This is a genomic window from Saccharicrinis aurantiacus (genome assembly GCF_001660705.2).
GTDB lineage: Bacteria > Bacteroidota > Bacteroidia > Bacteroidales > Marinilabiliaceae > Saccharicrinis > Saccharicrinis aurantiacus.
On sequence record NZ_LYBV02000046.1, the window covers coordinates 1 to 25,590 of the forward strand.

Annotated in this window: 21 protein-coding genes; 8 read left to right on the top strand and 13 right to left on the bottom strand. The window is 35.2% G+C overall.

From position 1 onward, the window contains the following. Positions 1-57: 57 nt before the first annotated feature. The 3 genes from A8B35_RS21525 to A8B35_RS21535 are packed head-to-tail and all read right to left on the bottom strand — an operon-like array spanning position 58 to position 2,246. Positions 58-747 (bottom strand): hypothetical protein, encoded by a 690-nt coding sequence (locus A8B35_RS21525; RefSeq protein ID WP_068475537.1) that lies wholly within the window; start codon positions 745-747, stop codon positions 58-60. Positions 748-753: 6 nt separating this feature from the next. Then, on the bottom strand, positions 754-1,509 hold the full coding sequence (locus tag A8B35_RS21530; protein ID WP_068475539.1) for an ABC transporter ATP-binding protein: 756 nt from the start codon (positions 1,507-1,509) through the stop codon (positions 754-756). Continuing rightward, a complete protein-coding gene (locus A8B35_RS21535) occupies positions 1,506-2,246 on the bottom strand; it encodes an MlaE family ABC transporter permease (protein WP_068475541.1) in 741 nt (246 codons plus the stop codon). The genes A8B35_RS21530 and A8B35_RS21535 overlap by 4 nt, the downstream gene beginning before the upstream one ends. Positions 2,247-2,361: 115 nt before the next feature. Here A8B35_RS21535 and A8B35_RS21540 point away from each other — a divergent pair, with 115 nt between their 5' ends. After that, entirely contained in the window at positions 2,362-3,447 is a 1,086-nt protein-coding gene (locus A8B35_RS21540) for a mannose-1-phosphate guanylyltransferase (protein WP_068475543.1), read from the top strand. A 112-nt stretch (positions 3,448-3,559) separates the two neighbouring features. Here A8B35_RS21540 and porN read toward each other — a convergent pair whose 3' ends face one another. From porN to topA, 7 genes are all read right to left on the bottom strand, one after another. Then, positions 3,560-4,411: a type IX secretion system ring subunit PorN/GldN gene (porN, locus tag A8B35_RS21545; RefSeq protein ID WP_068475545.1), complete on the bottom strand. Its 852-nt coding sequence runs from the start codon at positions 4,409-4,411 to the stop codon at positions 3,560-3,562. 95 nt (positions 4,412-4,506) lie between these two features. Then, the gene (porM, locus tag A8B35_RS21550) at positions 4,507-6,063 is read right to left on the bottom strand and encodes a type IX secretion system motor protein PorM/GldM (RefSeq protein ID WP_071792539.1); all 1,557 of its coding nucleotides are present in this window, start codon (positions 6,061-6,063) and stop codon (positions 4,507-4,509) included. 26 nt (positions 6,064-6,089) lie between these two features. Next, on the bottom strand, positions 6,090-6,902 hold the full coding sequence (gene porL, locus A8B35_RS21555) for a type IX secretion system motor protein PorL/GldL (RefSeq protein ID WP_068475548.1): 813 nt from the start codon (positions 6,900-6,902) through the stop codon (positions 6,090-6,092). Positions 6,903-6,979: 77 nt separating this feature from the next. Then, on the bottom strand, positions 6,980-8,311 hold the full coding sequence (gene porK, locus A8B35_RS21560) for a T9SS ring complex lipoprotein PorK/GldK (RefSeq protein ID WP_245820822.1): 1,332 nt from the start codon (positions 8,309-8,311) through the stop codon (positions 6,980-6,982). Between the two features lie 38 nt (positions 8,312-8,349). Further along, a complete protein-coding gene (locus A8B35_RS21565) occupies positions 8,350-9,285 on the bottom strand; it encodes a PorP/SprF family type IX secretion system membrane protein (RefSeq protein ID WP_068475550.1) in 936 nt (311 codons plus the stop codon). Positions 9,286-9,486: 201 nt separating this feature from the next. Continuing rightward, complete coding sequence (locus A8B35_RS21570; RefSeq protein ID WP_068475551.1) at positions 9,487-10,617, bottom strand: arginase family protein; 1,131 nt, start codon at positions 10,615-10,617, stop codon at positions 9,487-9,489. 11 nt (positions 10,618-10,628) lie between these two features. Continuing rightward, positions 10,629-13,076 carry a type I DNA topoisomerase gene (gene topA, locus A8B35_RS21575; protein WP_068475554.1) on the bottom strand — a complete coding sequence of 816 codons (2,448 nt, stop codon included), beginning with the start codon at positions 13,074-13,076 and terminating at the stop codon, positions 10,629-10,631. A 334-nt stretch (positions 13,077-13,410) separates the two neighbouring features. On the opposite strand from topA, the gene A8B35_RS21580 reads away from it, so the two are divergent. From A8B35_RS21580 to tsf, 5 genes are all read left to right on the top strand, one after another. After that, positions 13,411-15,780, top strand: coding sequence for a transglycosylase domain-containing protein (locus tag A8B35_RS21580; protein ID WP_068475556.1), 2,370 nt, complete (start codon positions 13,411-13,413; stop codon positions 15,778-15,780). A 433-nt stretch (positions 15,781-16,213) separates the two neighbouring features. After that, entirely contained in the window at positions 16,214-16,669 is a 456-nt protein-coding gene (gene rplM / locus A8B35_RS21585; protein WP_068475557.1) for a 50S ribosomal protein L13, read from the top strand. Positions 16,670-16,674: 5 nt separating this feature from the next. Further along, positions 16,675-17,061 (top strand): 30S ribosomal protein S9, encoded by a 387-nt coding sequence (rpsI, locus tag A8B35_RS21590; RefSeq protein ID WP_068475679.1) that lies wholly within the window; start codon positions 16,675-16,677, stop codon positions 17,059-17,061. Between the two features lie 103 nt (positions 17,062-17,164). Next, positions 17,165-17,983 (top strand): 30S ribosomal protein S2, encoded by an 819-nt coding sequence (rpsB, locus tag A8B35_RS21595; protein WP_068475559.1) that lies wholly within the window; start codon positions 17,165-17,167, stop codon positions 17,981-17,983. Positions 17,984-18,009: 26 nt separating this feature from the next. Then, positions 18,010-18,834, top strand: a complete 825-nt coding sequence (gene tsf / locus A8B35_RS21600) for a translation elongation factor Ts (RefSeq protein ID WP_068475561.1) — start codon at positions 18,010-18,012, stop codon at positions 18,832-18,834. 335 nt (positions 18,835-19,169) lie between these two features. Here the strand turns inward: tsf and A8B35_RS21605 are convergent, their stop codons facing one another. Next, a complete protein-coding gene (locus A8B35_RS21605; RefSeq protein ID WP_068475563.1) occupies positions 19,170-20,210 on the bottom strand; it encodes a GMP reductase in 1,041 nt (346 codons plus the stop codon). A gap of 200 nt (positions 20,211-20,410) precedes the next feature. On the opposite strand from A8B35_RS21605, the gene A8B35_RS21610 reads away from it, so the two are divergent. Then, positions 20,411-21,160: a tRNA 2-thiocytidine biosynthesis TtcA family protein gene (locus A8B35_RS21610; RefSeq protein ID WP_068475564.1), complete on the top strand. Its 750-nt coding sequence runs from the start codon at positions 20,411-20,413 to the stop codon at positions 21,158-21,160. A 70-nt stretch (positions 21,161-21,230) separates the two neighbouring features. Here A8B35_RS21610 and galE read toward each other — a convergent pair whose 3' ends face one another. Beyond that, positions 21,231-22,256 carry a UDP-glucose 4-epimerase GalE gene (gene galE / locus A8B35_RS21615; RefSeq protein ID WP_068475566.1) on the bottom strand — a complete coding sequence of 342 codons (1,026 nt, stop codon included), beginning with the start codon at positions 22,254-22,256 and terminating at the stop codon, positions 21,231-21,233. A gap of 218 nt (positions 22,257-22,474) precedes the next feature. On the opposite strand from galE, the gene A8B35_RS21620 reads away from it, so the two are divergent. Then, on the top strand, positions 22,475-23,398 hold the full coding sequence (locus tag A8B35_RS21620; protein ID WP_068475567.1) for an HU domain-containing protein: 924 nt from the start codon (positions 22,475-22,477) through the stop codon (positions 23,396-23,398). A 122-nt stretch (positions 23,399-23,520) separates the two neighbouring features. On the opposite strand, the gene metG is transcribed toward A8B35_RS21620, so the two are convergent. Continuing rightward, positions 23,521-25,557, bottom strand: coding sequence for a methionine--tRNA ligase (metG, locus tag A8B35_RS21625; RefSeq protein WP_068475569.1), 2,037 nt, complete (start codon positions 25,555-25,557; stop codon positions 23,521-23,523). Positions 25,558-25,590 lie beyond the last annotated feature (33 nt).

Here is a 25,590-nt window from a genome sequence, read left to right on the forward strand (position 1 = left end):
GAGAAAAAGGATTCGTGCTGATAATAGAGTATTATTGGGAGGGGAACGCCCGAAACATTATTCTAGAGAAAATAGTGAGTGAACAACTTTGCTAGAATCTTCTTTACTTAAATTAAAATTAACAAGCAGATAATTAACTAAGGAATCTTCCCACGATTGTGCGGAATTACGCGTTTCCATATAATTATCGAAAGCAACGTTTCCTATTATTGAAATTTCGGAAAGGAAACAGAAAAAAATATTACGAAAAACAAAGGGATTAATCCCTATTTGTTTGTACTCATCATACAATTGATCTGCGAAATCTAATAACCTCCCGTAAGAATCGTTATTTCCCAACTTCTCTACTAACCACTTTTTATCAGAGGGGACTGGCCACTTAGATATATTATTTAAAGAGGGAATGAAAGTGTCACCAATTTGGTTGCGGTAACGAAGCAGTCTTATTCTTAAAAATACAGGATTATATATATAAGAATTTACTTCAAGACACTTTTGAGCATTAACTTGATATTGTATTTTATGTAATTTAAGCAAAAACTTATTCTTAAGATTTGCGGGAAATACCGTTATCAAGCTTTCTTTTTTTAAAACACCAGGAAATAGATCATCTAACTGAAAGGCTGCTTTATGAATTACAAACAATAAATCTAAAGGAGTAGGATCATCACATTCGCTTTTTTTGCTACGAAGAGTAAAATCACTTATTATACTACGAAAGCGTTGGTCTAATACTGAGCTAAACACAAAATATTACTTTAAATTGTTTTTTATAGTTTTAAATAGCTCGGAGGCAAATACAAAATTATTCAAACGCTCTTCAGAGGCTGTAAATATTTCTTCTTTTGTACCCTCCCAACACTTTTTACCTTCGTGAATAAAAATAATCTGCTCTCCTATACCCATAACTGAATTCATATCGTGAGTATTTATTATTGTGGTAATCCCATATTCCTTGGTAATTTCATATATAAGATTATCTATTACTATGGATGTTTTAGGATCGAGGCCAGAGTTTGGCTCGTCGCAAAATAAATATTTAGGATTTAAAGCTATCGCTCTAGCAATGGCAACCCTTTTTTGCATCCCTCCACTTATTTCTGACGGAAATAAATGATTGACATTTTCAAGATTTACTCGTTTTAAACAGAAATTCACTCTTTCTAATTTCTCTTCTTTAGACATTTTTGAAAACATATCTAAAGGAAACATTACATTTTCTTGTACTGTGGAAGAATCAAATAATGCAGAACCCTGAAAAAGCATACCTATTTCCTTACGAATAGATTTTTGCTCTTTAAAATTCATTTCAGAAAACACCTGATCTCCATAAATTATTTTCCCCGAATCAATTTCATGCAAACCAACCATGGATTTTAATAGAACAGTTTTACCATGACCGCTTTGACCAATAATAAGATTAGTTTGTCCTGCCTTAAATGTAGCAGATACATCATGAAGAATCTGTTTTCCGTAAAAGGACTTTTCAACATTCTGAACTTCTATCATGCCAACATCAATTGAGTTAATAGTAAATTAAATAATAAAATAAGAATACAGCTTGTAACAACAGCTTTAGTACTTGATTTACCAACTTCGAGAGACCCCCCCTTAACAAAGTAACCCTGATACGATGAAATAGTGGATATCAAAAATGCAAAAACAACACTTTTAATTAAAGAGTATGTTATATAGAAAGGAATAAATGCATATTGGATACCATAAATATAGTCAGCCGAAGGCACTACTCCTGTAAGAGAACCGGCGAGCCATCCCCCTGTAATACCAACGCCCATACTTAGTAATACCAAGAAAGGCATCATGATCATAAATGCCATTACTTTAGGCAAAACTAAAAAACCGGCTGAGTTGATCCCCATTATCTCAATAGCATCAATTTGCTCAGTGACACGCATTGTACCAATCTCAGAGGCAATACTTGACCCAACTTTTCCTGCTAAAATTAAACCAACTATACTGGATGAAAACTCAAGTAATATAGAATCGCGTGCTGCTAGACCTATAGTATACTTAGGGATAAAAGGCATTTCAATATTGTAAGCAGTTTGTAGGGTAATTACGGCTCCCATAAAAACTGCAATAATTAACACTATACCTATTGAGTTTGTACCAAGCAACACAGCCTCATTAAAAAAATGCTTAACAAACACACTATGCTTTTCAGGCTTTGCAAAAACTCTTTTTAGGAAATTAATGTATCGCCCAAACTCTTCAAGAAACTTCATAGTTTAAGTATTTTTAAAATACAGCCTCAAAAATATACATTTAAAATACATAATAGGTTTTTTGTCTGCATCTTTTTAAGTAAATTCACATTGATAGAAATAAATTTTAAACAAAATGCAAAATAACACATACTGCGTTATAATGGCTGGAGGAATTGGTAGCAGGTTCTGGCCGATAAGTCGCAAAGAAACCCCTAAACAATTTCTAGATATTCTTGGAACGGGCAGGACATTTATACAACAAACTTACGATAGATTTCTACCAGTTTGCAACCCTGAGAATTTTTTAGTTGTAACAAGTATTGAATATAAGGATATTGTACTTGAGCAGTTACCTGATTTAAAACCTGAACAAATACTAACAGAACCTTACCGAAGAAATACAGCCCCATGTGTTGCATATGCTAATGCATGGATTAACGGAAAAGATAAAAATGCGAACATAATTGTATCTCCGGCCGATCACCTAATATTGAAGCAAGAAGAATTTATTGACGAAATTAAAAAAGGACTTGAGTTCGTTAACAATAATGACTCTTTGTTAACTCTTGGAATGAAACCAACACGACCTGAGACGGGCTATGGATATATTCAGATAGATGACAATTCAGACAAAGTTTTAGGAAGAATAGAACCTGTTAAAACCTTCACCGAGAAACCAAACTTAGAACTAGCTAAGGTATTTTACGAAAGTGGGGAGTTTTTCTGGAACTCGGGTATATTTTTATGGTCGCTTAAAAGTATTAATGATGCCTTTGACAAATATCTTCCAGAAGTAAAGTCGTTATTTGATAAGATCGAAGAGGACATACATACCAATAATGAGATCAATGCTGTTAACAAAACTTACAACGAATGTAAAAACATATCCATAGATTATGGGGTAATGGAGAAAGCTGACAATGTTTGTGTTTTAACTGCTGATTTTGGATGGAGTGATCTTGGTACTTGGTCTTCACTTTATGAACACTCTACAAAAGATGAATTTGACAATGCCATAAACACAGGTGATGCAATTTTATACGACGCGGAAGATTGTATTGTTAATTTACCGAAAGGTAAAAAAGCAGTTATTCAAGGATTGAACGGATATATTGTAGCAGAATCAAATGGATGCATATTAATATGTCAGAAGGACAATGAACAACAGATTAGGAAATACTCCAACGATATTCAGACCGAATTTGGAGATGCTGACTAACATCTAAATTCTTAAATATAAAAAGCGATTACTAGAATATAGTAATCGCTTTTTTATTACATAAAAAAACCCTATAAATAAATCTACAGGGTTTATATATCTTAGAATTTTATTAAAACTCCCACAAATCGTGCTCAAAGTTAAATATCTCAGTTTTGATTCGATTTGACTCTAACATGGCTTCAACACCAACAGCATATTCATCAATTCGTCTATTATTATAAACATTTGACTCGCGAACAATGTAACTACCAAAATATCTCTTCATAAAGATATCATCAAATGTTCTACGTTGGGCATCATTTCCTGAATTAAATACCTCATGTCTTGCTAACAAGTCTCGAGCTTCTGGGAAATAAACCCAACAAACCGCTTTCTTTTGCACTTGAGCAGGACCACCATTTGAGCCTTCTTTTACGTATTCTCTAATTGGGCAAATTCCAATAATACGCACGTCCATTCTTGAATAGTTTTTATCGAAGTACCACACTTCTTTAACCATGAACTGTTTAACCTCTTCAGGACGAACATCACCAGATACAATTTGATCAGAAAAAGTTCCATCTTCTTGCTTAATACTCATGGTATCACTGATAGCTCCTAATTCTTGACGAACTTGCTCAAAGCTCATTTCAACTTTAAACTCATCTTCGTATTTGGTTGAATAGGCTTTTAAACCTTCGTATTGAATACCATTAATAAGCAATTGAATTAAGCTAACTCTATCATCAAGTGAAGTTAATGGGTAATATAACGATAGATTTATCTTTTCACGCAAATCTATAACACGCCAAACTTTCTTTGACCACATAACATCAGCCTCACGTACATGAGGGTATGGAATAGGCTTTCTATTGGCAACATGATCTTTTGCATATACGCCATCGAGCACATTTTGTGCTGAGACAGTTGAAATAGATGCTATTATTCCAACAAATACTAGTAAGAAAAAATACTTTTTCATATAATTAATTATTTACTTTCATTTGCCAAAGAAACGAAGTTAACGTTTTAACGCTCACAATTGTTTCTTATTTTACTAATTATCTTTTTTTTACGCTAATCAACTACTAGAGTTACTGTTCCTAAATCCCTAGTTGACCCATCCGGTCCTTTAGCTCTAATATTCTCGAAAGAGACTTTAGACCCTCGAGATAAACCTTTAATTAACTCTCTTTGCTCGTTCGTTATTCTATTAGACTTAGATTGTTCATCTATTATGAACCCGCCCTTTAAGGCTGATATTGAAAATCTAGTAACTTTAAATTCAAGGTCAAAATCAAAATCATCCATCTCAGCAAAAACAGCTTTCTGAGCCAGAATCACATTCTTACCAACCTTTCCCCCTGTTGTCCCAGCTACTCTAGCAATTGGATTAGGAACACGCTTAATACGAAATGTTTGACTACCAACTTTCTGTTTAACACCATCAATCATTGCATATACAGTAATTTTTGATGTTTTTCCAGCTGTGCCAGGCTTAGGAACAACTATATAAGAATTTCCTTTTTTCTTAAATGAGACATTACTCATATTCACCTTAAGCTGACTTGCCGAAACACCAGGTACAGATATATCTACCGGATTTTCAACACCTCCATAAAACACATTCATTTTTGTTGGAGAAATTACAACACTTGGTGCATTTACAATATATGAACCTTCAATATTTTCTGTTACATCACTACCATCTGGTCCTTTAATTGTAATTGTACCTTTCCAATTATTTTCACCAATTTTAGTTCCTGGTAACTGCAATACAGCTTTACCTTCATCGTACTTTGTAACTTCTTTACCATTTACTTTTACTCGAGGTAGATTTGTTTCATCGTAGGCTGCAAATAGTAATCTAGCCTCATACTCATCACCCTTTAAAATTTGAGTAGATGTAGGTATAATCAATGGCTTTACCGTAGTAAACTTAAACGAACTTGCATCAATCTGATTAAAAAGATATCCTACAACATCAGCCTCAGCATTACGAACATCTCCTTGTATTTTACTAAGCATTCCCATAGAAGCTGCTAAAGGCATATGCTCAAATTTGGTAGATTCCCATGACTTATCCACGCCATCATCTACAGGTATATTATCAACATTGAATGTTTTATTAAAAGCTGCTGTAAGCATTGTATCCTTTTCAGGATTCAAATAAGTCAATAGAAAATCTTTATATCCAACGATCTTACTTTTCAACTCTTTACTTCTCGCACTATTTTTCTCAGTAATCATTATCTGAGGTGCGATATCCTGATTATCAATACCAGTATAATTATAAGGCGTTGCTTCAGGTCCACCAGCTTTCTGACTCAGAAGTACCTTTAACTCCTCAATATGTAATACTAAACTATCGGCTTTTGCTTTAATATTTTTCGCTTTATTCCAATGCGCCTCAACTTTCTTCTTATTACTGTCATACGAATTCTCAAACTGACTGTACATTACATTATTTTTTGCTTCTACAGTATTTCGAGATTGAGTAAAACCCTCATCTAAAGTAACAAACGCCTGTAATAATTCACCTGATACATTTAAGGCTAACATAGCTGTTAAAAACAGATACATCATACCTATCATCTTCTGCCTAGGCGTTTCTGGACAATTTCCACCACTCATAGTAATTTCTTTTAATTAAGTTTCTATTAGCGGTTCATTGCACTTAGCATGTTACCATATATTGAATTCAACTCACCTACAGTTTTACTTAACTGAGCAACTTGGTCTTTATATAATTTAGCATTCTCAACAGATTCATCAAATTGACTCTTAACAAGAGTCATGCCAGCAACAAGCTCTTGTGTTGTTTCAGCCTGGGCTTTTGAGCCTTGTAATTGTAATTCATATACAGAATTTATTGAGGCTAGATTTGTATTAATACTTGACAATTGCTGCGTATATTCCTCTCCTTTTGCAGATAATCCTTCAACAACTCCTTGTGTGGAGTTAGCTATAGTTTCCATACTTGCAACTGTTTGATTTTGAACAGAACTTAACTTCCCAACTGATTCGGCAGCCATATTCATATTGTTCAAATAACTTTCAGTAGCTAAAGAGGCATCTCCTAAATTAGCAAGCTGTGAAGATGTTACACTAAGTTTTTTTATTCCTTCGCTCAACTGATCTACAGTTCCTTGATCAATATTCCCGGTTTGTATTAGAGCTTGAAGTTCACTACCTCCTCCTGAAACAGCACCGTGAGCTTCTGATTTTGGATCTAATCCAACTAACTCAGGATAAACCAAACTCCAATCAGGCATTTCATGAGGTGGCTCAAAAGCTGATAAAAAGAAAATAACTGCCTCAGTACCTAATCCTGCAATTAGCATAGCGGCCGCCCCTGGAAGGTGAAGTATCTTCCACAACGCTCCTAGTATAACTACTGCTGCTCCAATACCATATACTTTGGCCATTACTTTTTTATACGCAGGGCTTTCAACTAATTCGGTTATGCTCATAATAATTTGTTGTTAATTTAGACTAAAATTAAAGTTTAAGTTATGTGTTGTGTGTGTGATTCTTTTGCGATAGTTAATTATTCACCAACGTAGTCTCTTACACATCTAAATCCGATGAAAGATTTAGCTGAATCTTGGTACTCGTATGAACGAGATCCACATAATAAATAGTAACCTACATCTTTCCATGATCCACCACGAATTACTTTTCTTTTCATTACATGAGGGTCATCAGGAAGTGCGTTATATTTATAAGTAGGGTTAAAATCATGTGTAAAACTATAAGCAGACTCATCAAAAGCACTTGATGTCCACTCAGCTACATTACCGGCCATATCATAAATTCCAAAATCATTAGGAGCATATGACGCTACTGCCATGGTATTGTTACCACCATCATCACCATATCTACCTCGTAAAGGTTTAAAGTTGGCCAAAAAGCATCCTTTATCATTCCTTGTATACATTCCACCCCATGGGTACATTGCATTTTCGAGTCCCCCACGAGCAGCATATTCCCACTCAGCTTCAGTTGGCAATCTGTATTCCATTACTTCAGGCTGACCTTTTTTTCTTAAGTAGTCATTTAAATATCGTGATCTCCAAATAGTAAATGCAGTCGCTTGTTGATGCGTAACTCCTACCACAGGATACTCATCAAAACCAGGGTGCCAAAAATATTTCTCAGTCCATGGTTCGTTAAATGAATAGGTGAAATCAGAGATCCAACATAAAGTATCAGGATAAACATTTACAGCATCATTCATTATAAAAGCTGTACGATCTTTAATTTGTGTTTGCTCTCCAAACTGATCATATGCTACACCTTCGTATTGCTTTGTTTGAAAATTATATCTGTTGGTCTTTTTTGCAGCTTGCTGCATATCAACCCACTGATACTCATAAGTTAACTTACGACTATCGATTTCTTTTCTTCTAAAGAAACGCTCATTCTCGGGTAAATACATATCCTCAAGCACTTCCATATATTCTTCATTATACCAATCTAAATCAACATCCCAATCTAAATATGGCGGATCTATTTCATTACCATAAACATCCTCAGAGATAACGAATTCCTCGAACTGCTCGCCCAATAAAGTACGTGCAATAGAGTCTCTAACCCAATTTACAAACTGACGATATTCAGTATTGGTAATTTCCGTTTCATCCATCCAAAAAGAACGAACTGAAACTGTTTTGGTTTGTGCTGTTAAAGACCAAGCAGCATCCTGATCATTTGGCCCCATATTAAAGCTTCCTTGCGGAATAAAAAGCATCCCGTATGGATCAGGCTCATAGAAAGTACCACCTCTTGATACGCCTACTAATTCTCCACCGCCAGAGTTTGCACACCCGCTAAGAATAGTGATAATGAAAACACTAATTACAATTACATTCTTCATCATAATTTCGGACTATTCAGTATATTAATTATTTTATTTCTTTATAAATATCTAACGCTTTTATAGCGCTTAGTTCTTTTCTCTAAACTTAAATCAAAATTATATCCTACCATAAACTCATGCGTCCCTCCGCTTTTAGCAGTTGCCAATGCTGAGGTGGTTATATCGTAGCTATAACCAAACCTAACGCCATTTTTCATTTCAACACCACCTAATAGAACAATAGCATCTTGTAAACGATAGGTTAATCCAGCCCAGTAACGAGACTTATACCTAACTAAAGTATTAATGTCAACCTGCATTGATGCACCATCTGTTTTCATGAAAAAAGAAGGTAACACTTCATATAACGTATCTTCAATCTTAAAATTGTATCCTCCCGTTAGATAAAGTGTCGGACGAAAACTAAAACTAAAATTTTCATCGTAGTTTGGTTGCGGCGAATTTAGATGAGATAATGATATCCCTGCATAATATTTCTTTGCTTTAAAATACGCCCCTAAACTTGCATCGAATGCTGAACCATCCATATCTACTTCAGGTATTGCATCATCTGGTTTACCATCAGGAAAAGAAATTTTACTCCCTTCAAACTTTTGGTTGATAAAACCTACACTTAATCCAAGGCTTAAAGTACCATATATTAATTCGAACTGAGATGCATAATTTACTCCAATACTTAAGTTCGTAAATAATCCGATTTGATCATTCATAACATTAAGTCCAATTCCAGAAGGTGTTCCGAACACATTAATCGGCATATCTCCGCTAAAAACCGTTGTCTTTATTCCGGCGGAATCAATTCTCCATTGATTCCGATTAAGAGCTGTTAAATTTATTGATTCACTTGCTCCTGCATAAGCGGGGTTAACAGCCAACATATTAAACATATTTTGACTAAACTGAGGATCAAACTGAGCCTTTACCCCCGTACAAGCGGCGCAAATTATAATAAATATCAGAATTCTCCTAACCATTTATTTCAGATATAAAAAAAATCAAAGAACTCACTTTTAAAACCCTATCACTAATTACTGTATATTAAACTATTAAATAATATACTTTCATTAGAAGAGTCTAAAAACTGAATTCGTATACTTTATTTTTAGTGTAAAGGTTTCATTTTTTTTAAAATCAAACCTTTATTTTTTTTACGATATGTCTTTACTTACACCTCTTTACCTATAACGAGATAAACAATTAGGCATTCTTCCTTTTTTTGCCTGTTGATAATCCTTCTCACCACAAGCTATCACACTAGAAACATGACCATTACTATGCTCACACCACCATCTATCAGATAACCGACTCTTATAGAAACGTACGTCTACCTCAAATTCTTGTAATCGAAGTACATAAATTTTATAATTTTTTGAATTTTCGGATGGAACCTCCCATGTATTGTGGGCTACGCCCTCAATAAAATGCCAAACCATCTGACCATACAACATTGCTCCTTTTAAACCATCCTCTACTTGCGTATTACATTCTGTTAAACCACAAACCTTAATCTGAGAACCTAAACCCGCATACCACATCATCTTGCACGCATCAAGCCCCGTAAAACCATTAACAGAACTACTGCCCATAGATGGCATAAAATTGCTTTGGATAGCAGATGCATCTGCACATATAATTTGACTATCTCTAAAAATAGGCTCTGTATTATCTATACGACTAATACTAACATCTTTTAATCGATGAACTGACCACTTTTTTTCTTGAAATAACTCCTCCTGCGCACTACCCACAAAATACCTTTGGGCGCCAATAACATTCACATTCAAACGATCAAAGCCAAGCACCCTATCCAATTGAGAGATAGTTGAATAAGTGTCAAATCTATTTTCATCGAAAGAGTAATCAACCTTATTATCAATCATTGATAAGGTTACCTTATTTTTACTAGCTAATATTTTTGTAAATGGAATTAAATAATCCTGACTACCCCCTAAAAATAAAACTACAATATTGACATCTAAAAGTCTTTTACAAACCTCCTCTAAGGCAAGGTAACGATCATCAATGGAGTTTCCCTTCACATTACCAAGATCAATAATATTAAGGCTTCTTGATGTTCTCGCTAAACCATATAAGTATTTACGTATCTTATTGGGAGCTTCTGAACAACCCTTATTAAACGGAGAGTTTGTGGCATCCTCAATTCCAAGGATAGCCAAGTTAAATGAAACAAGATCTACTCCTTCATTTAGGGATGAAATCTGAGAAGCCAAGGTATCTTCATACTCCAGAGCACCTTGACTTTCAGATTTTATATTTACAGGATTAAAATAGTCGGTTAGGTTCACAGTTCAACTATTTACTTTTTAGCAGCAGCTTTCTTTTTAGCAGCAGGCTTCTTAGTAGCTGTTTTTTTTGCTGGCGCTTTCTTTGCTGTTGTTTTTTTAGCAGCTGCCTTCTTCTTTGGTGCCGCTTTCTTTCCTCCGTCCTTAATTAACTTCTGACAATCGTCAAAAGACAAAGTTGTTGGATCAGTATCCTTAGGAATTTTATAATTCTTTTTTAGATAAGAAATATATGGCCCCCATCTACCATTCAATATTTGAATTTCAGGATCTTCATCAAATCCTTTAATGAACTTCTCTCTATCTGCTTTACGCTTCTCTTCAATTAACTCAATTGCTCTATCCAACTCAACATATAATGGATCATCAATTCCTTTCTTTAAAGAAACAAACTTACCATCATGACGCACATATGGGCCGAAACGACCAATACCTACTACCACTTTCTTTTCTTCATACAAACCTAGATCACGTGGTAAATCAAACAAGCGAATGGCTTGATCAAGCGTAATTGTTTCGAGGTGTTGGCCTTTTTGCAATGACGCAAACTTAGGCTTTTCAACCTCATTATCATCAACACTTTCACCCAGCTGAGCCATTGGACCATATCGCCCAACCTTAACACTTACTGGCTTTCCTGTTTTAGGATCTTCACCTAAAATTCGTTCTCCATTGCTCCTTTCAGCGTTTTCAAGTGTATCTTCAACCTGATCATGAAAATCCTTATAAAAAGATTCTATTGATTCATTCCAAACAATTTTACCCAAAGAAATTTCATCAAACTCGGCCTCAACCTTAGCTGTAAAATCGTAACTAACAATATTCGGAAAATGCTTCATCAAGAAGTCATTAACCACCATGCCAACATCTGTAGGAAACAACTTATTCCTTTCTGCACCAGTAATTTCAGTGCGCTCCTCCATTAACAGACCTTCATCATTAAGCAGTAGGTATTGATAATTACGTTCAACACCTTCGCGCTCCTCTTTTATAACATAACCTCTATTTTGGACAGTAGAAATAGTTGGCGCATAAGTAGATGGACGACCTATACCTGCATCCTCTAATCTTTTCACAAGAGACGCTTCAGTATATCTAGCTGGCTTTTGACTCCATCTTTCTCTTGCCTCAATATTGTTATATAATAACTCCTCGCCTATTTCTATTGGAGGTAATAATCCTGAATCTTCTTTTTCCTCACCTTCACCATCATCAGATGATTGAATGTATACTTTAAGAAAACCATCGAACTTAACAACCTCACCGGTTGTTACGAAATGCTCCTTAACCTTATCCGTTTTAATAACAATTGTAGTTTTCTCCAACTGAGCATCGCTCATTTGAGAAGCTATGGTTCTTTTATATATTAAATCGTAAAGCTTTTGTTCTTGCTGAGGACCAGAAACAGTAGGCTTATCCATATAAGCCGGACGAATAGCCTCGTGAGCTTCCTGAGCTCCCTTTGACTTAGTTGTATATTTTCTAATTTTAAGATACTCCTCACCCATTGTACCTGTAATTTGATCAGAAGCCATATTAACAGCCGTATCTGATAAATTTACTGAGTCGGTACGCATATAGGTAATCTTACCCGCTTCATATAACTTTTGTGCTACTGACATGGTTTGCCCTACCGAGAAACCAAGCTTTCTACTTGCCTCCTGTTGTAGGGTCGAAGTGGTAAATGGAGCCGCCGGAGATTTCTTTAATGGCTTTTTAGTTACGTCTGCGACGTTAAAACTAGCTCCCTCACACTTTTTCAAGAATAACTTTGTATCCTCAAGTGTAGCGAATCGTTTATTTAATTCAGATTTTAATTCAGAAACATTTCCATCTTTATCTGTATAATTAAATACAGCAGTTACCCTATAAGAAGATTCTGGCTTAAACGCGAAGATTTCTCTTTCTCGCTCAACAATCATTCTAACAGTTACCGATTGAACTCTTCCTGCTGAAAGCGATGGCTTAACTTTTTTCCATAAAACTGGAGATAATTCAAACCCCACTAATCTATCCAACACACGTCTGGCTTGCTGAGCATTCACCAAATCCTGATTAATTTCGCGCGGGTTCTCAACTGCATTTAAAATTGCAGGCTTAGTAATCTCATGAAAAACAATTCGCTTTGTATTATCAGGTGTTAACCCTAACTCATCATACAAGTGCCAAGCAATAGCCTCTCCTTCGCGGTCTTCATCGGAAGCGAGCCATACAGTCTTAACATTCTTAGTAATTTGCTTCAGCTCTTTTACTACATCTTTCTTATCATCAGAAACCACATAGTTAGGCGTAAACTTATTCGCTATATCAATCCCAAAATCTTTCTTCGCTAAATCACGAATATGTCCATAACTCGATTTCACCAAAAAGTTTCCTCCTAAAAACTTTTCAATAGTTTTTGCTTTAGCAGGAGACTCGACTATTACGAGGTTTTCTTCATTAACCGAACTTTTTTTCGCCATCTTTATATTTTACTTTAGCATCATTCTACAAATCAACATTAAACCAAATAGAACCTATTTTTATAATGATGAAAACGAAGACGTACTAATTGTCATTCATTCAATAATTGCGGTAAATTTATAAAATTATCCTAATAAATATAGCACGAGACTATTCTCACACAAACAACGCGCTGAACAAAACACCCTACAAAGCCCTAATTACCAACAAAGGAACACTCCCAACGAACATCTAAAATAAAAAAGATTCCTAAATCCTAGCGCAAATGGAATACATAGAAAAACAGTTAAAGTAAATTTGTTATTTTTACCGAAAATTTCAACTTACATAAGTATGTCAATTAGCAAAAGCAAAGCAACAAAAATATTAATTACATTCTGGGGAATAGTAATCATTGGAATGGCCTCTGTATTTACTTTATTCCTACTTATTGCCAATGGATTCTTAGGAGACATGCCCTCGTTTGAGGAGTTGGAAAATCCGAAAAGTAATTTAGCCACTCAAATATTATCTGAAGATGGCAAACTACTTGGAACCTTTGCAATAGAAAATAGAACTTATTGTAATTTCGAGGATCTTTCGCCAAATATTGTCAACGCCCTAATTGCAACTGAGGATGTGAGGTTTTATGATCACTCAGGAATAGACCCTAGAGGTTTAATGCGTGTTTTTTTCAGAACAGTATTAATGGGAGACAAGCACTCAGGAGGTGGTAGTACTGTTTCGCAACAATTGGCAAAACTACTTTTTCATGATTCTGCGGGAAGCATCTGGGAGCGAAGTCTGCAAAAATTAAACGAATGGGTAATTGCAGTTAAACTGGAGCGTAGTTATACAAAGAATGAAATACTAACAATGTACTTAAATAAAGTGGGCTTTATTTATGATGCTTACGGAATTCATTCTGCTGCACAAACTTTCTTTAATACAAGTACTGATTCCATTAAAATAGAAGAGGCTGCAGTAATTATTGGAATGTTAAAGAACCCAGCCCTTTTTAACCCAGTACGACGTCCTGAACTAACAGAAGACAGAAGAAATGTGGTATTGAGCCAAATGAAGAAAGCTCAGTTCATCACACAGGCTAAGTATGATTCATTGAGACAAATTCCATTAAAATTAAAATTCAAGAGAAACGACCATAAAGAAGGTGTTGCTCCGTATTTAAGGGAAAACCTAAGACTTACACTTAATGCTCCTAAACCAGATCGAAGCAGATATCCATCATACCTAATGGACAAATTCATTAAAGATAGTATTGAATGGGCAACTAATCCTGTTTACGGTTTCACAAACAAAAATCTAAAAGCGGATGGCACCAAATACAATATTTATAGAGATGGCATTAAAATATATACTACTGTAAATTATAACATGCAGGTATATGCTGAAAAGGCTGTGAAAGATCATTTATCACAAGATTTACAACCTGCATTTGCAGCTGAAAAGAAAGGAAGACCAACTGCTCCATTTACAGCCGACTTAAGTAAAAAGCAGTATGACCAAATCATGAATAAGGCCATTCGACAGTCTGAACGATACCGAATTATGAAGAAAGCCGGTCATGATGAAGAATCTATAATGAAAGCCTTCAATACCAAAACCGACATGGAGATCTTTACTTGGAGTGGCGACAGGGATACGGTTATGACTCCTATTGATTCTATAAAACACTTCAAATCGTTTTTACGAGCTAGTTTATATTCTCTAGATCCTAGAACAGGATATGTAAAAGCATATGTGGGCGGCCCTAATTTTAAATACTTCATGTATGATATGGCTACACAAGGTAAAAGGCAAGTTGGATCAACAATAAAACCATTTATATATACACTAGCCATGTCTAATGGTTTTACGCCCTGCTATCAAGTACCTAATATCCCTACAACATTTTATTTGGCGAGTGGTGATACTTGGACGCCACGAAATGCAGGAAGCGCGCGTGCAGGGGAAATGGTGACCTTAAAATGGGGCTTAGCCAACTCTAATAATAATATTACAGCATGGGTTATGAAGCAGTTCAAAAACCCAAAATGGGATGCTGCTCCTAATATGATTCGCAACTTAGGAATTAATAGTCCAATGCCTTACGTTCCTTCACTTTGTCTTGGCGTGGTGGACATGCATTTATCCGAAATGGTTGGTGCTTATGGTACTTTTGCAAACAAAGGTGTACATATCGATCCTATTTTAGTAACTAGAATAGAAGATCGATATGGGAACAACATTGGTCAATTTGCTCCCAATAAAAAAGAAGTAATCAGTGAAGAAACTGCATTTCTGATGCTTAACCTTCTTCAGGGAGTTAGTCAAGGCGGTACAGCAACTCGATTAAGATACAAATATCAGTTTACTGGTGAGATAGGAGCAAAAACAGGTACAACTCAAAATCAATCTGATGGATGGTTTATGGGAGTTACCCCAAATTTAGTTACAGGAATTTGGGTTGGAGGAGAAGATAGAGATGTTCACTTTGATGGAATTTCACTCGGGCAAGGTGCTAACATGGCACTACCAATTTGGGCACTGTATATGCAACAAGTATACGATGATGAAGCATTAAATATTACACAAGAAGATGAATTTGAAGAACCTCTAAACTTTAATACGAATCTGAATTGTGATGAGCTAAATGGATCGCAAAATAACGATCCATCAGAAGAAGACACCTATAGTAATGGTGATGAATCTGAATTCTTATAATTACCAACTAAACCAAATCAATGACTTTCTCCATTATTATTTCAATTCATAACATTGAAATAATAATGGAGAATAAAAAACAAACAACCTTTCACAGGCCAGGATAAATAAACAATGACATCTCATAAAATGATAAACAGTATAAATACACGGCTCCCCTATTTATATTTGTCATAAATAAAAAAGTTCACTCCTCTAATAGCATTAACTTTCTGCGAGTTAGAAAATAAAAAAACAATAAAAAGATTGGTAAATAATAAAAATAGCCTTACTTTTGCGGCCGATTATTATTTGTGCCGAACAGTGTAAGTTCATTAAACTGAATAAGTTGGATAATTTAACGACGATGGGAGTTGTGAGATTAACTACTTTATGGTGAGTGAATTATGACTGTTTGATCTGTTTTTATTAATTTTTTTAACAAAGGAAGACTGTGAACACTTTAAGTTACAAAACAGTATCGGCAAACAAAGCAACTGCTCAAAAAGAGTGGGTTGTTGTTGACGCTAAAGACATGGTAGTTGGTCGTTTAGCTTCTAAAGTAGCAAAGCTAATTAGAGGTAAATACAAGCCAAACTACACTCCACACGTTGATTGTGGTGATAATGTAATTATTATCAATGCGGACAAAGTTCGTTTAACTGGAAACAAATGGGAAGGAAGAACTTTCTTTTACCATTCAGGTTACCCAGGTGGACGTACTGATGTTACACCAGCGCAATTGTTTGCTAAAAGTCCAGAAAGACTTGTAGAGAGAGCTGTAAAAGGTATGTTACCAAAGAATCGTTTGGGACGCCAATTATTTAGAAACCTTTTTGTATACGCTGGTGCTGAGCACAAGCAAGAAGCGCAACAACCAAAGGTAATTGATTTAAACTTATATAAATAATGAGTATGGACGTTGTAAACGCAATAGGTAGAAGAAAAGCCGCTGTAGCTCGTGTATATGTGAGCGAAGGTAAAGGACAAATTACCATCAACAAGCGTGAGCTTAAAGATTATTTACCTGCTGAAACATTACAGTATGTTGTAACTCAGCCGTTAAATAAGTTAGGTGTAGCTGAAAACTATGACATCAAAGTAAATGTTTACGGTGGTGGTGTTAAAGGACAAGCTGAAGCTATTAGATTAGGCATTTCACGTGCACTAGTAAAAATTGACGAAGAGAATAAACCTGCTTTAAAATCTGAAGGATTTATGACTCGCGACGCAAGAGTTGTTGAGCGTAAGAAACCAGGTCAACCAAAAGCACGTAAGAAATTCCAATTCAGTAAGCGTTAATATTTTTCGGGTGCGTTTAGTATCTAAACTACTAAGATTCTTATTGCAAGACTACTTAGCAGTTGATATTTACAGAATGTAAACGACTTTTAAAAAGAAAAAAATGTCAAGAACAAATTTTGATGAGTTATTAGAGGCTGGAGTACACTTCGGTCACTTAAAAAGAAAATGGAACCCAGCAATGGCTCCATATATCTTCATGGAGCGTAATGGTATTCACATTATCGATCTTCATAAAACTGTTGCTAAAATTGAAGAAGCAGCAAACGCATTAAAACAGATTGCAAAATCTGGACGAAAAGTATTATTCGTATCTACTAAAAAGCAAGCCAAAGAAATCATCGCTGAAAAAATGAAGCGTGTGAACATGCCTTACGTTACTGAACGTTGGCCTGGTGGTATGCTTACTAACTTCCCTACTATCCGTAAGGCAGTTAAAAAGATGGGTACTATCGATAAAATGATGGTTGACCCAAGTGCTTGGAAAAACTTATCTAAGAGAGAGCGTCTTCAAATTACTCGTCAAAGAGCTAAGTTGGAGAAAACATTAGGAAGTATTGCCGATCTTACACGTCTTCCTGCGGCAATGTTTGTAATTGATGTTATGAAGGAGCACATCGCTGTTCGCGAGGCTAACCGTCTTAACATCCCTGTGTTTGGTGTAGTTGATACCAACTCAAGCCCAGCTGGTTTAGATTTCGTTATTCCTGCTAATGATGATGCTACTAAGTCAATTGATTTAATTACTGAAATCATGACTAAAGCTATCGAAGAAGGTTTAGCTGAAAGAAAAGTAGAGCGTGAAAGCGAAGCTGCTGCTAAGAAAGAAAAAGCTGCTGCTAAGAAAGATGCTCCAAAAAAGGAAGCTGCTAAAAAAGAAGCTCCTGCTGCTGAAGCAAAAGAAGAAGGAAAAACTGAATAATTGTTAACCAATTAAATATTATTATCATGGCAATTAAAGCTGCTGATGTAAGTAAATTAAGAAAAATGACCGGTGCCGGTATGATGGACTGTAAAAAGGCATTAACCGAAACTGATGGAGATTTTGACGCTGCAGTTGAAATCATCCGTAAAAAAGGTCAAGCAATGGCTAGCAAGCGTGCTGATCGTGAAACTACAGAAGGAACTTCAAGAGCAACTGTAAGCGCTGACGGTAAAAAAGGTGCTGTTTTGATCTTAAAGTGTGAAACTGACTTCGTAGGAAAAAACGAAAGCTTTGTTGCATTAGCTGATTCAATTGTTGAGGCTGCTTTAAATAGCGATGCTACCACTGCAGAACAAGTTTTAGAACTTGAATTAAATGGTGCTGCTATTAAAGATGTAATTACTGAGCAAATTGGTGTTATCGGTGAAAAAATCGAAATCGCTGACTTCGCCGTAGTTACTGCTGAAACAGTTATTCCTTACATTCACCAAGGTAGTCAACTTTCTGTACTTGTTGGTTTTAACCAAACTGGTTTTGACGCTCAAGTAGGTAGAGATGTTGCAATGCAAGTTGCTGCAATGGCTCCTGTTGGTGTTGATAAAGATTCAGTTCCAGCTGAGATTGTAGAGTCTGAGTTAAGAATTGGTCGTGAAAAAGCAAAAGAAGAAGGTAAGCCTGAAGCTATGCTTGACAAAATTGCACAAGGACGTTTAGGTAAATTCTTTAAAGAAAGTACTCTTTTAGAGCAAGCTTTTGTTAAAGATAACAAACAGTCTATTAAGCAATACTTAAATGGAGCAAGTAATGGTTTAACTGTTACTGAGTTCAAACGTTTTTCATTAAGCTAATTAATTAGTTTATATAAAAGCATCCCGAATCACTTTTGTGGTTCGGGATTTTTTATACCCTAATCTTTAGAAGGTTTAGATTCAAAACACGTTCGTACAATACTTGTACTAAACACATATACAACACAGATCAAAGTCACATTAAACTCACGTTAACGTGAGTTTAATGTGACTTTGATTTGTGTTTATTCTGAATAATATTTGTTTATAATACGACTCTGTACCTATTCATTATTGAATGGGATAAAAGCCAGAGAGCTAAAAGAATCCCGATAAAGCAAAAAAGGCACCCTTCAAAAGGATGCCTAATTATTCAACTATATAATAGTAAATAGTTATTTTGTATAAACTCTATTTTCTTGTTCTGATACTCTGATAAAAGTAGTACGCTTACTTAACTCTTTAAGCTGTGAAGCACCAACATAAGTACAAGTACTTCTAATACCACCAAGAATGTCTAACACAGTTTCTTCAACAGGACCTTTGTAAGCCACTTTTACTGTTTTACCTTCACTGGCTCTATAGTTTGCTACACCACCAGAATGTTTATCCATAGCAGTAGACGAACTCATTCCGTAGAATAATTTATAGGTTACACCATCCTCTTCAACAGTATCACCACCACTCTCCTCGTGACCAGAAAGCATACCTCCTAACATAACAAAATCGGCACCTGCACCAAAAGCCTTTGACACATCTCCTGGTATAGCACAGCCACCATCAGAAATAATATGCCCACCTAAACCATGTGCGGCATCTGCACACTCAATAATAGCAGAAAGTTGTGGATAACCAACACCCGTTTTAACACGTGTAGTACATACAGAACCTGGTCCAATTCCAACTTTAATAATATCAGCACCCGCTAATATTAATTCTTCAACCATTTCACCAGTTACTACATTACCTGCAATAATAACCTTGCTAGGATGCGCCTTATGCATCTCTTTTACAAAAGCTACAAAATGCTCTGAGTAACCATTGGCTACATCAATACAAATAAATTGTAGTTGAGGATGAGCTGACATAAGAGCAGCAACTTTTTGTGAGTCTGCTTCACCTGTTCCGGTGCTTACTGCAATAAAATTCTCAATTCCTTGGGGAGCTTTTTCTAAAAAGTTACTCCATTCTTCAAGCGAGTAATGCTTGTGAACTGCAGTAAAAATCTTTTTTTCTGCCAAAGCTAAGGCCATTTCGAAGGTTCCAACAGTATCCATGTTAGCAGCCATTATTGGTGTGCCTGTCCATGTTACATTACTGTTTTTAAATCTGAAACTTCTTTCAAGACTAACTTGAGATCTACTCTTTAAAGTAGATCGTTTGGGTCTGAACATTACATCTTTGAAACCTAATTTAAGGTCGTTCTCGATTCTCATATTCAAATATTTTAATTACGTCACAAAATACTGAAATAATCTGAACTAACACTTTTTTTATGTGAACATTGGTTAAAAACAGTTCGTCAAGATTGTTGTAAACACTGGAAACCAACTTATTAATTTGTTTATAACTCACCCCGGACAATAAATATTTAATGATCTGACTATATTTGTGCCATACTTAGAATTAACAATAAATGAAACTAGATAAGCAAGAAGAGAAAAAAAACAATGCGTATTGCAGAAGAATAATTAAACTAGCAGGGAATGCTATTAATAAACACAACTTAGTTACTGATGGTGATAAAATACTGATTGCGGTATCGGGTGGAAAAGATTCTCTCTCACTTATAGATATACTAGCCGATCGCCGTAAATTTTTGCCCATAGACTATGAGCTGCACGCTATACATATTATAACAGACGATGTACCTTATGTTATAGATAAGGAATTTTTAAAAAACTTATGTGAATCTCTTAATGTACACCTGCATTTTATAACTACACATGCTGGACTAGAAGAAAAGCCTAATAAAAAACCTTGTTTTACATGTTCGTGGAACAGGCGTAAGGAATTATTTGAGTTTGCACGAAAGAATGGCTTTAAGAAAATTGCTTTCGGTCATCATATGGATGATGCGTTAGAAACGCTCCTTATGAATATGACTCAGCATGGGAATATTTCTTCAATACCAGCTAAATTAAGCATGTTTGAAGGCAATATAGAGGTAATACGTCCTCTACTCTATTTAACCAATTCTGAGATGCTAAAATATTCAGCTATTAAAGAGTTTAAATCCTTAAAGGAGAATTGCCCTTACGAAGATCATACCATGCGCGAAGCTACAAGACAGATCATCCATCAATTTGAGAAATTAAATCCACAGGCTCGGTTAAACCTTTTCAGATCAATGAATAATATTGATGAGGAGTATTTAGGTAGATAATCTATAAAACATAACGAGTTCTAAATCCAGCTATTAGATTTAGAACTCGTCAAAGAAAAGTCATTTTATATTATAGTCCTCTCACATTTTTTTCCCAAGCCCAAGCAGAACCTAGAGTATCTTCCAAAGAAGTTTCAGCTTTCCAACCTAGCTCATTATTACCATAAGTTGTATCAGCCCATATTTTTTCAATATCACCTGTTCTACGTCCTACTACTTTATATTTTAAATCTACACCAGTAACTTTAATAAATGCTTTTACCAATTGCATTACTGAGTATCCCTCTCCAGTACCAACGTTGAAAAATTCGTAGTTATTCTTCTTTTTATCATTAAGCAAACGCTCAATTGCGATAACGTGTGCTTTTGATAAATCCACTACATTAATATAATCTCTTACAGCTGTTCCATCCGGAGTATCATAATCCTCACCGAAAATGCTCAACTCATCTCTTAAGCCAGCAGCAGTTTGTGTAATAAATGGAACAAGGTTATTAGGCACTCCCACAGGGAACTCACCAATTAAACCTGACTCGTGAGCACCGATTGGATTAAAATAACGCAGTGCAATACAATTAGAGGCTTCGTTTACTTTACAGAAATCACGCATAATATCTTCACAGATAGCTTTTGTATTTCCGTATGGAGATTCAGCTTCTTTACGCGGTGTTTCCTCTGTTACAGGTAATTTATCTGGCTGACCATAAACAGTACAAGATGATGAAAATACCATGTTAGCAACACCATATTTTTTCATCCCATTTAATAAATTAATTAATGAGTTTACGTTATTTTGATAGTACTCCAATGGTTTTTGAACAGATTCTCCTACGGCTTTAAAAGCTGCAAAATGAATAATTGCTTGTATATCTGTGTACTTCTGAAAAAACTGATCTGTTAAAGTAGCATCAGCTAAATTAAACTGTTCAAAAGCGGGTCTTTTACCAGTAATTTTTTCAATATTATCTAAAACTTCAATTTTTGAGTTTGATAAATCATCAACTACAACAACATCAAAACCCGAATTTTGAAGTTCTACTACAGTATGTGAACCAATATAACCAGTACCTCCGGTAACTAAAATCTGCTTGCTCATCTTAATTTTATTATGAGTTATAATTACTAAATGAAGTTCAAAAATAATAAAATACCATCAATTATATATCAATAGTAACAATATATTTTCTATAACTTTCTGTATATTAATACATAAACTAGTGGGTACTTGTAGGTAAAGTCTGTTTATCAACATATTATACCTAAGCATCAAAAAAGTATTACGATTGAAGAAAAATTTTTAGTATTTTTGTTTTTATGATCGAACTCCAAAAACAGATAAGAGACTTATTAACAATTCACGATTGTGTAATTGTTCCTGAGATTGGTGGATTTGTTGTAAACAGAATTAGTGCGCAACATAATGAAACTACGGGAATATTTACACCTCCAGGTAGAGAAATCATTTTCAACCGAAGTATTTCTCATAATGATGGCTTATTATTTAGCCATATCGCAAAAAATAAAAGCATAAATTATAAAGAAGCGCAAATAGCTACTGCAGCTGTTATCGAAGGATGGCAGAACTCCTTAAAGAATGGTGAGGTAATACTAATGAGCGAAATTGGTTCGTTAAAAATGGATAGAGAAGGCTCTATTGTTTTTAATCAATCAGATGAATTGGGAATAGCTCCTGATACATATGGTTTAGGAACTTTCCATTTTAAAACTATTGATCAGGTTAATGAAATTGAAAAGCCTACAAGACAACTTGTGCAACGCACTGTTCAATCAAAGAGTGTAAGACAAATTGCGGCTAGTATTGCTTTAATTGTAGGATTATTAACGGTTTCTCCTGATGTTAACAATTCGAAACAGACAGCTTCCTTTTCTGATTTTAAATTAAATAGCGAAGTGACCGTTGAGGAACCTGCAAAGTTAGTTGAAACTACTACTGTACTTATTGAAGAAGTAAAACCTTCCGTTGAAGTTATAAAACCTAAGGCTGTAGAAAAATACTTTTTAATCGCCGGTAGTTTTAAAAATACATCGCAAGCCGAAACTTTTTTAAGTAAACTAAATAAGCGCAATATTAACACGGCTTCAATTTTACCTGTTAACAACGGTAGGGTGAGAGTAGCTCTTGAAGGTTTCTCTGATAAGCTAGATGCAACAAATGCCTTGAATGCATATAGAAAGCAAAATGGTTTTAATTCAGTTTGGATATATACAGCCAAATAGAAAGCACGATATCTAATAATAAAGCCGATTCAAATATATTGAGTCGGCTTTTTTTGTGACATAACACAAAAAAAAGGCCAGCTAAATAAATAGCTAGCCTAATATACTATTGAGTTCTCGTATTATCGAACTTCTGAACCTGATTTAATTTCTTTTGAAGGCTCAATAAACGCTAAAGAACCATCAGCATCTTCGGCCATAAGAATCATACCCTGCGATTCAATACCTCTAATTTTTCGAGGGGCTAAATTTACTAGAATACTTACCTGTTTACCAATTATATCTTCAGGCTTGTAAAATTCAGCAATTCCTGAAACTACAGTACGTTGATCAATACCAGTATCAACTGTTAACTTTAATAATTTCTTTGTTTTAGCAACCTTCTCAGCTTCAAGGATTGTACCAACACGAACATCCATTTTAGTGAAATCCTCAAAACTAATATTCTCTTTTGCAGGAGATACTGTTTTTGAAGCCACTTCGTTAGCTACTTTTGTAGCTTCCAATTTATCTAATTGCTTTTGAATTGCCTCATCCTCTATTTTGGCAAATAATAATTCAGGCTTATTTATAAAATGATCTGCTACAAGCAAATCAGTTTTTCCAAGATCTTCCCAAGTACAATCCGATCCATTGATCATTCCTTTTAGTTTAGCAGCACTAAAAGGCAAGAATGGCTCCATCAACACAGCTAAGTTAGCTGTAATTTGAAGTGATATATTCATAATTGTTTCAACTCGTACAGCATCGGTTTTAACCAACTTCCACGGTTCAGAATCAGCTAAATATTTATTACCCAAACGAGCCAAGTTCATCATTTCTTTAACGGCTTCTCTAAAGCGAAACTGATCTAAACTGTCTGCTACTTTATCACAAATAACATTTATTTCAGCTAAAGTACTGCTATCAAACTCTGTTAGCTCATTACCTAAAGCAGGCACCTTACCTTCGTAGTACTTGTTAGTTAATACAATAGTTCGGTTAACAAAGTTACCCAAAATAGCTACCAGCTCGTTATTATGACGGGCTTGAAAATCTTTCCAAGTAAAATCATTATCCTTAGTTTCAGGAGCATTTGCAGTTAAAACATATCTTAAACTATCTTGCTGATCTTTAAAATCTTCAAGATACTCGTGCAACCAAACTGCCCAATTACGTGAAGTAGAAATTTTATCACCTTCAAGATTCAAAAATTCATTGGCAGGAACATTCTCTGGTAAAATGTAAGAACCCTCAGCTTTTAGCATAGCTGGAAAAACAATACAGTGAAATACGATATTATCCTTTCCAATAAAATGAAGCATGCGTGTATCGTCTTGCTTCCAATATTTCTCCCAATCGTTAGTCAACTCTTTAGTTGCTGAAATGTACCCAATTGGCGCATCGAACCAAACGTAAAGTACCTTACCATCTCCCCCTTCTACAGGAACTGGTACACCCCAATCTAAATCTCTACTTACGGCACGTGGTTGTAAACCTAGATCAATCCATGATTTACACTGACCATATACATTAGCTTTCCATTCTTTATGGTCTTCTAGTATCCATTTTTTCAAAAATGGCTCGTGCTTATCTAATGGCAAATACCAATGTTTGGTTTGTTTAACCACCGGAACGCTACCTGAAATTACAGAAATAGGATTCTTAAGATCTGTAGCATTTAAAGATGTTCCACAGCTTTCGCACTGATCACCATAAGCACCTTCATTTCCACAATGTGGGCAGGTACCTGTAATATATCTATCTGCTAAAAATTGATGTGCTTCTGCATCGTAATACTGATCTGATACTTTCTCAATAAACTCACCTTTATCGTGCAGTGTTTTAAAAAAGTCAGAAGCTGTTTTTTTATGTGTTTCGCTAGTAGTACGTGAATATACATCGAACCCAATACCAAAATCTTCGAACGATTTTTTAATAATACCATGGTATCTATCAACAATATCTTGAGGAGTTACACCTTCATTTTTTGCTTTTAGAGTGATAGGCACACCATGCTCATCAGAACCACCGATTAGCAATACATCTTCACCTTTCATTTTTAAGTATCTAACATAGATATCTGCAGGAACATAAACTCCGGCAAGGTGACCAATGTGTACAGGTCCGTTGGCATATGGTAAAGCTGTTGTTACCAGCGTACGATTAAAATTATCCATTCGAGAAAAATTACGAAATTATATTATTGAGAC

Excerpts from the sequence above, each read along its gene's own strand:
- A8B35_RS21530 (WP_068475539.1), bottom strand. The coding sequence starts at position 1,509 with ATGATAGAAGTTCAGAATGTTGAAAAGTCCTTTTACGGAAAACAGATT.
- A8B35_RS21535 (WP_068475541.1), bottom strand. The coding sequence starts at position 2,246 with ATGAAGTTTCTTGAAGAGTTTGGGCGATACATTAATTTCCTAAAAAGA.
- A8B35_RS21540 (WP_068475543.1), top strand. The coding sequence starts at position 2,362 with ATGCAAAATAACACATACTGCGTTATAATGGCTGGAGGAATTGGTAGC.
- porN (WP_068475545.1), bottom strand. The coding sequence starts at position 4,411 with ATGAAAAAGTATTTTTTCTTACTAGTATTTGTTGGAATAATAGCATCT.
- porM (WP_071792539.1), bottom strand. The coding sequence starts at position 6,063 with ATGAGTGGTGGAAATTGTCCAGAAACGCCTAGGCAGAAGATGATAGGT.
- porL (WP_068475548.1), bottom strand. The coding sequence starts at position 6,902 with ATGAGCATAACCGAATTAGTTGAAAGCCCTGCGTATAAAAAAGTAATG.
- porK (WP_245820822.1), bottom strand. The coding sequence starts at position 8,311 with ATGATGAAGAATGTAATTGTAATTAGTGTTTTCATTATCACTATTCTT.
- A8B35_RS21565 (WP_068475550.1), bottom strand. The coding sequence starts at position 9,285 with ATGGTTAGGAGAATTCTGATATTTATTATAATTTGCGCCGCTTGTACG.
- topA (WP_068475554.1), bottom strand. The coding sequence starts at position 13,076 with ATGGCGAAAAAAAGTTCGGTTAATGAAGAAAACCTCGTAATAGTCGAG.
- A8B35_RS21580 (WP_068475556.1), top strand. The coding sequence starts at position 13,411 with ATGTCAATTAGCAAAAGCAAAGCAACAAAAATATTAATTACATTCTGG.
- rpsI (WP_068475679.1), top strand. The coding sequence starts at position 16,675 with ATGGACGTTGTAAACGCAATAGGTAGAAGAAAAGCCGCTGTAGCTCGT.
- rpsB (WP_068475559.1), top strand. The coding sequence starts at position 17,165 with ATGTCAAGAACAAATTTTGATGAGTTATTAGAGGCTGGAGTACACTTC.
- tsf (WP_068475561.1), top strand. The coding sequence starts at position 18,010 with ATGGCAATTAAAGCTGCTGATGTAAGTAAATTAAGAAAAATGACCGGT.
- A8B35_RS21605 (WP_068475563.1), bottom strand. The coding sequence starts at position 20,210 with ATGAGAATCGAGAACGACCTTAAATTAGGTTTCAAAGATGTAATGTTC.
- A8B35_RS21610 (WP_068475564.1), top strand. The coding sequence starts at position 20,411 with ATGAAACTAGATAAGCAAGAAGAGAAAAAAAACAATGCGTATTGCAGA.
- galE (WP_068475566.1), bottom strand. The coding sequence starts at position 22,256 with ATGAGCAAGCAGATTTTAGTTACCGGAGGTACTGGTTATATTGGTTCA.
- A8B35_RS21620 (WP_068475567.1), top strand. The coding sequence starts at position 22,475 with ATGATCGAACTCCAAAAACAGATAAGAGACTTATTAACAATTCACGAT.
- metG (WP_068475569.1), bottom strand. The coding sequence starts at position 25,557 with ATGGATAATTTTAATCGTACGCTGGTAACAACAGCTTTACCATATGCC.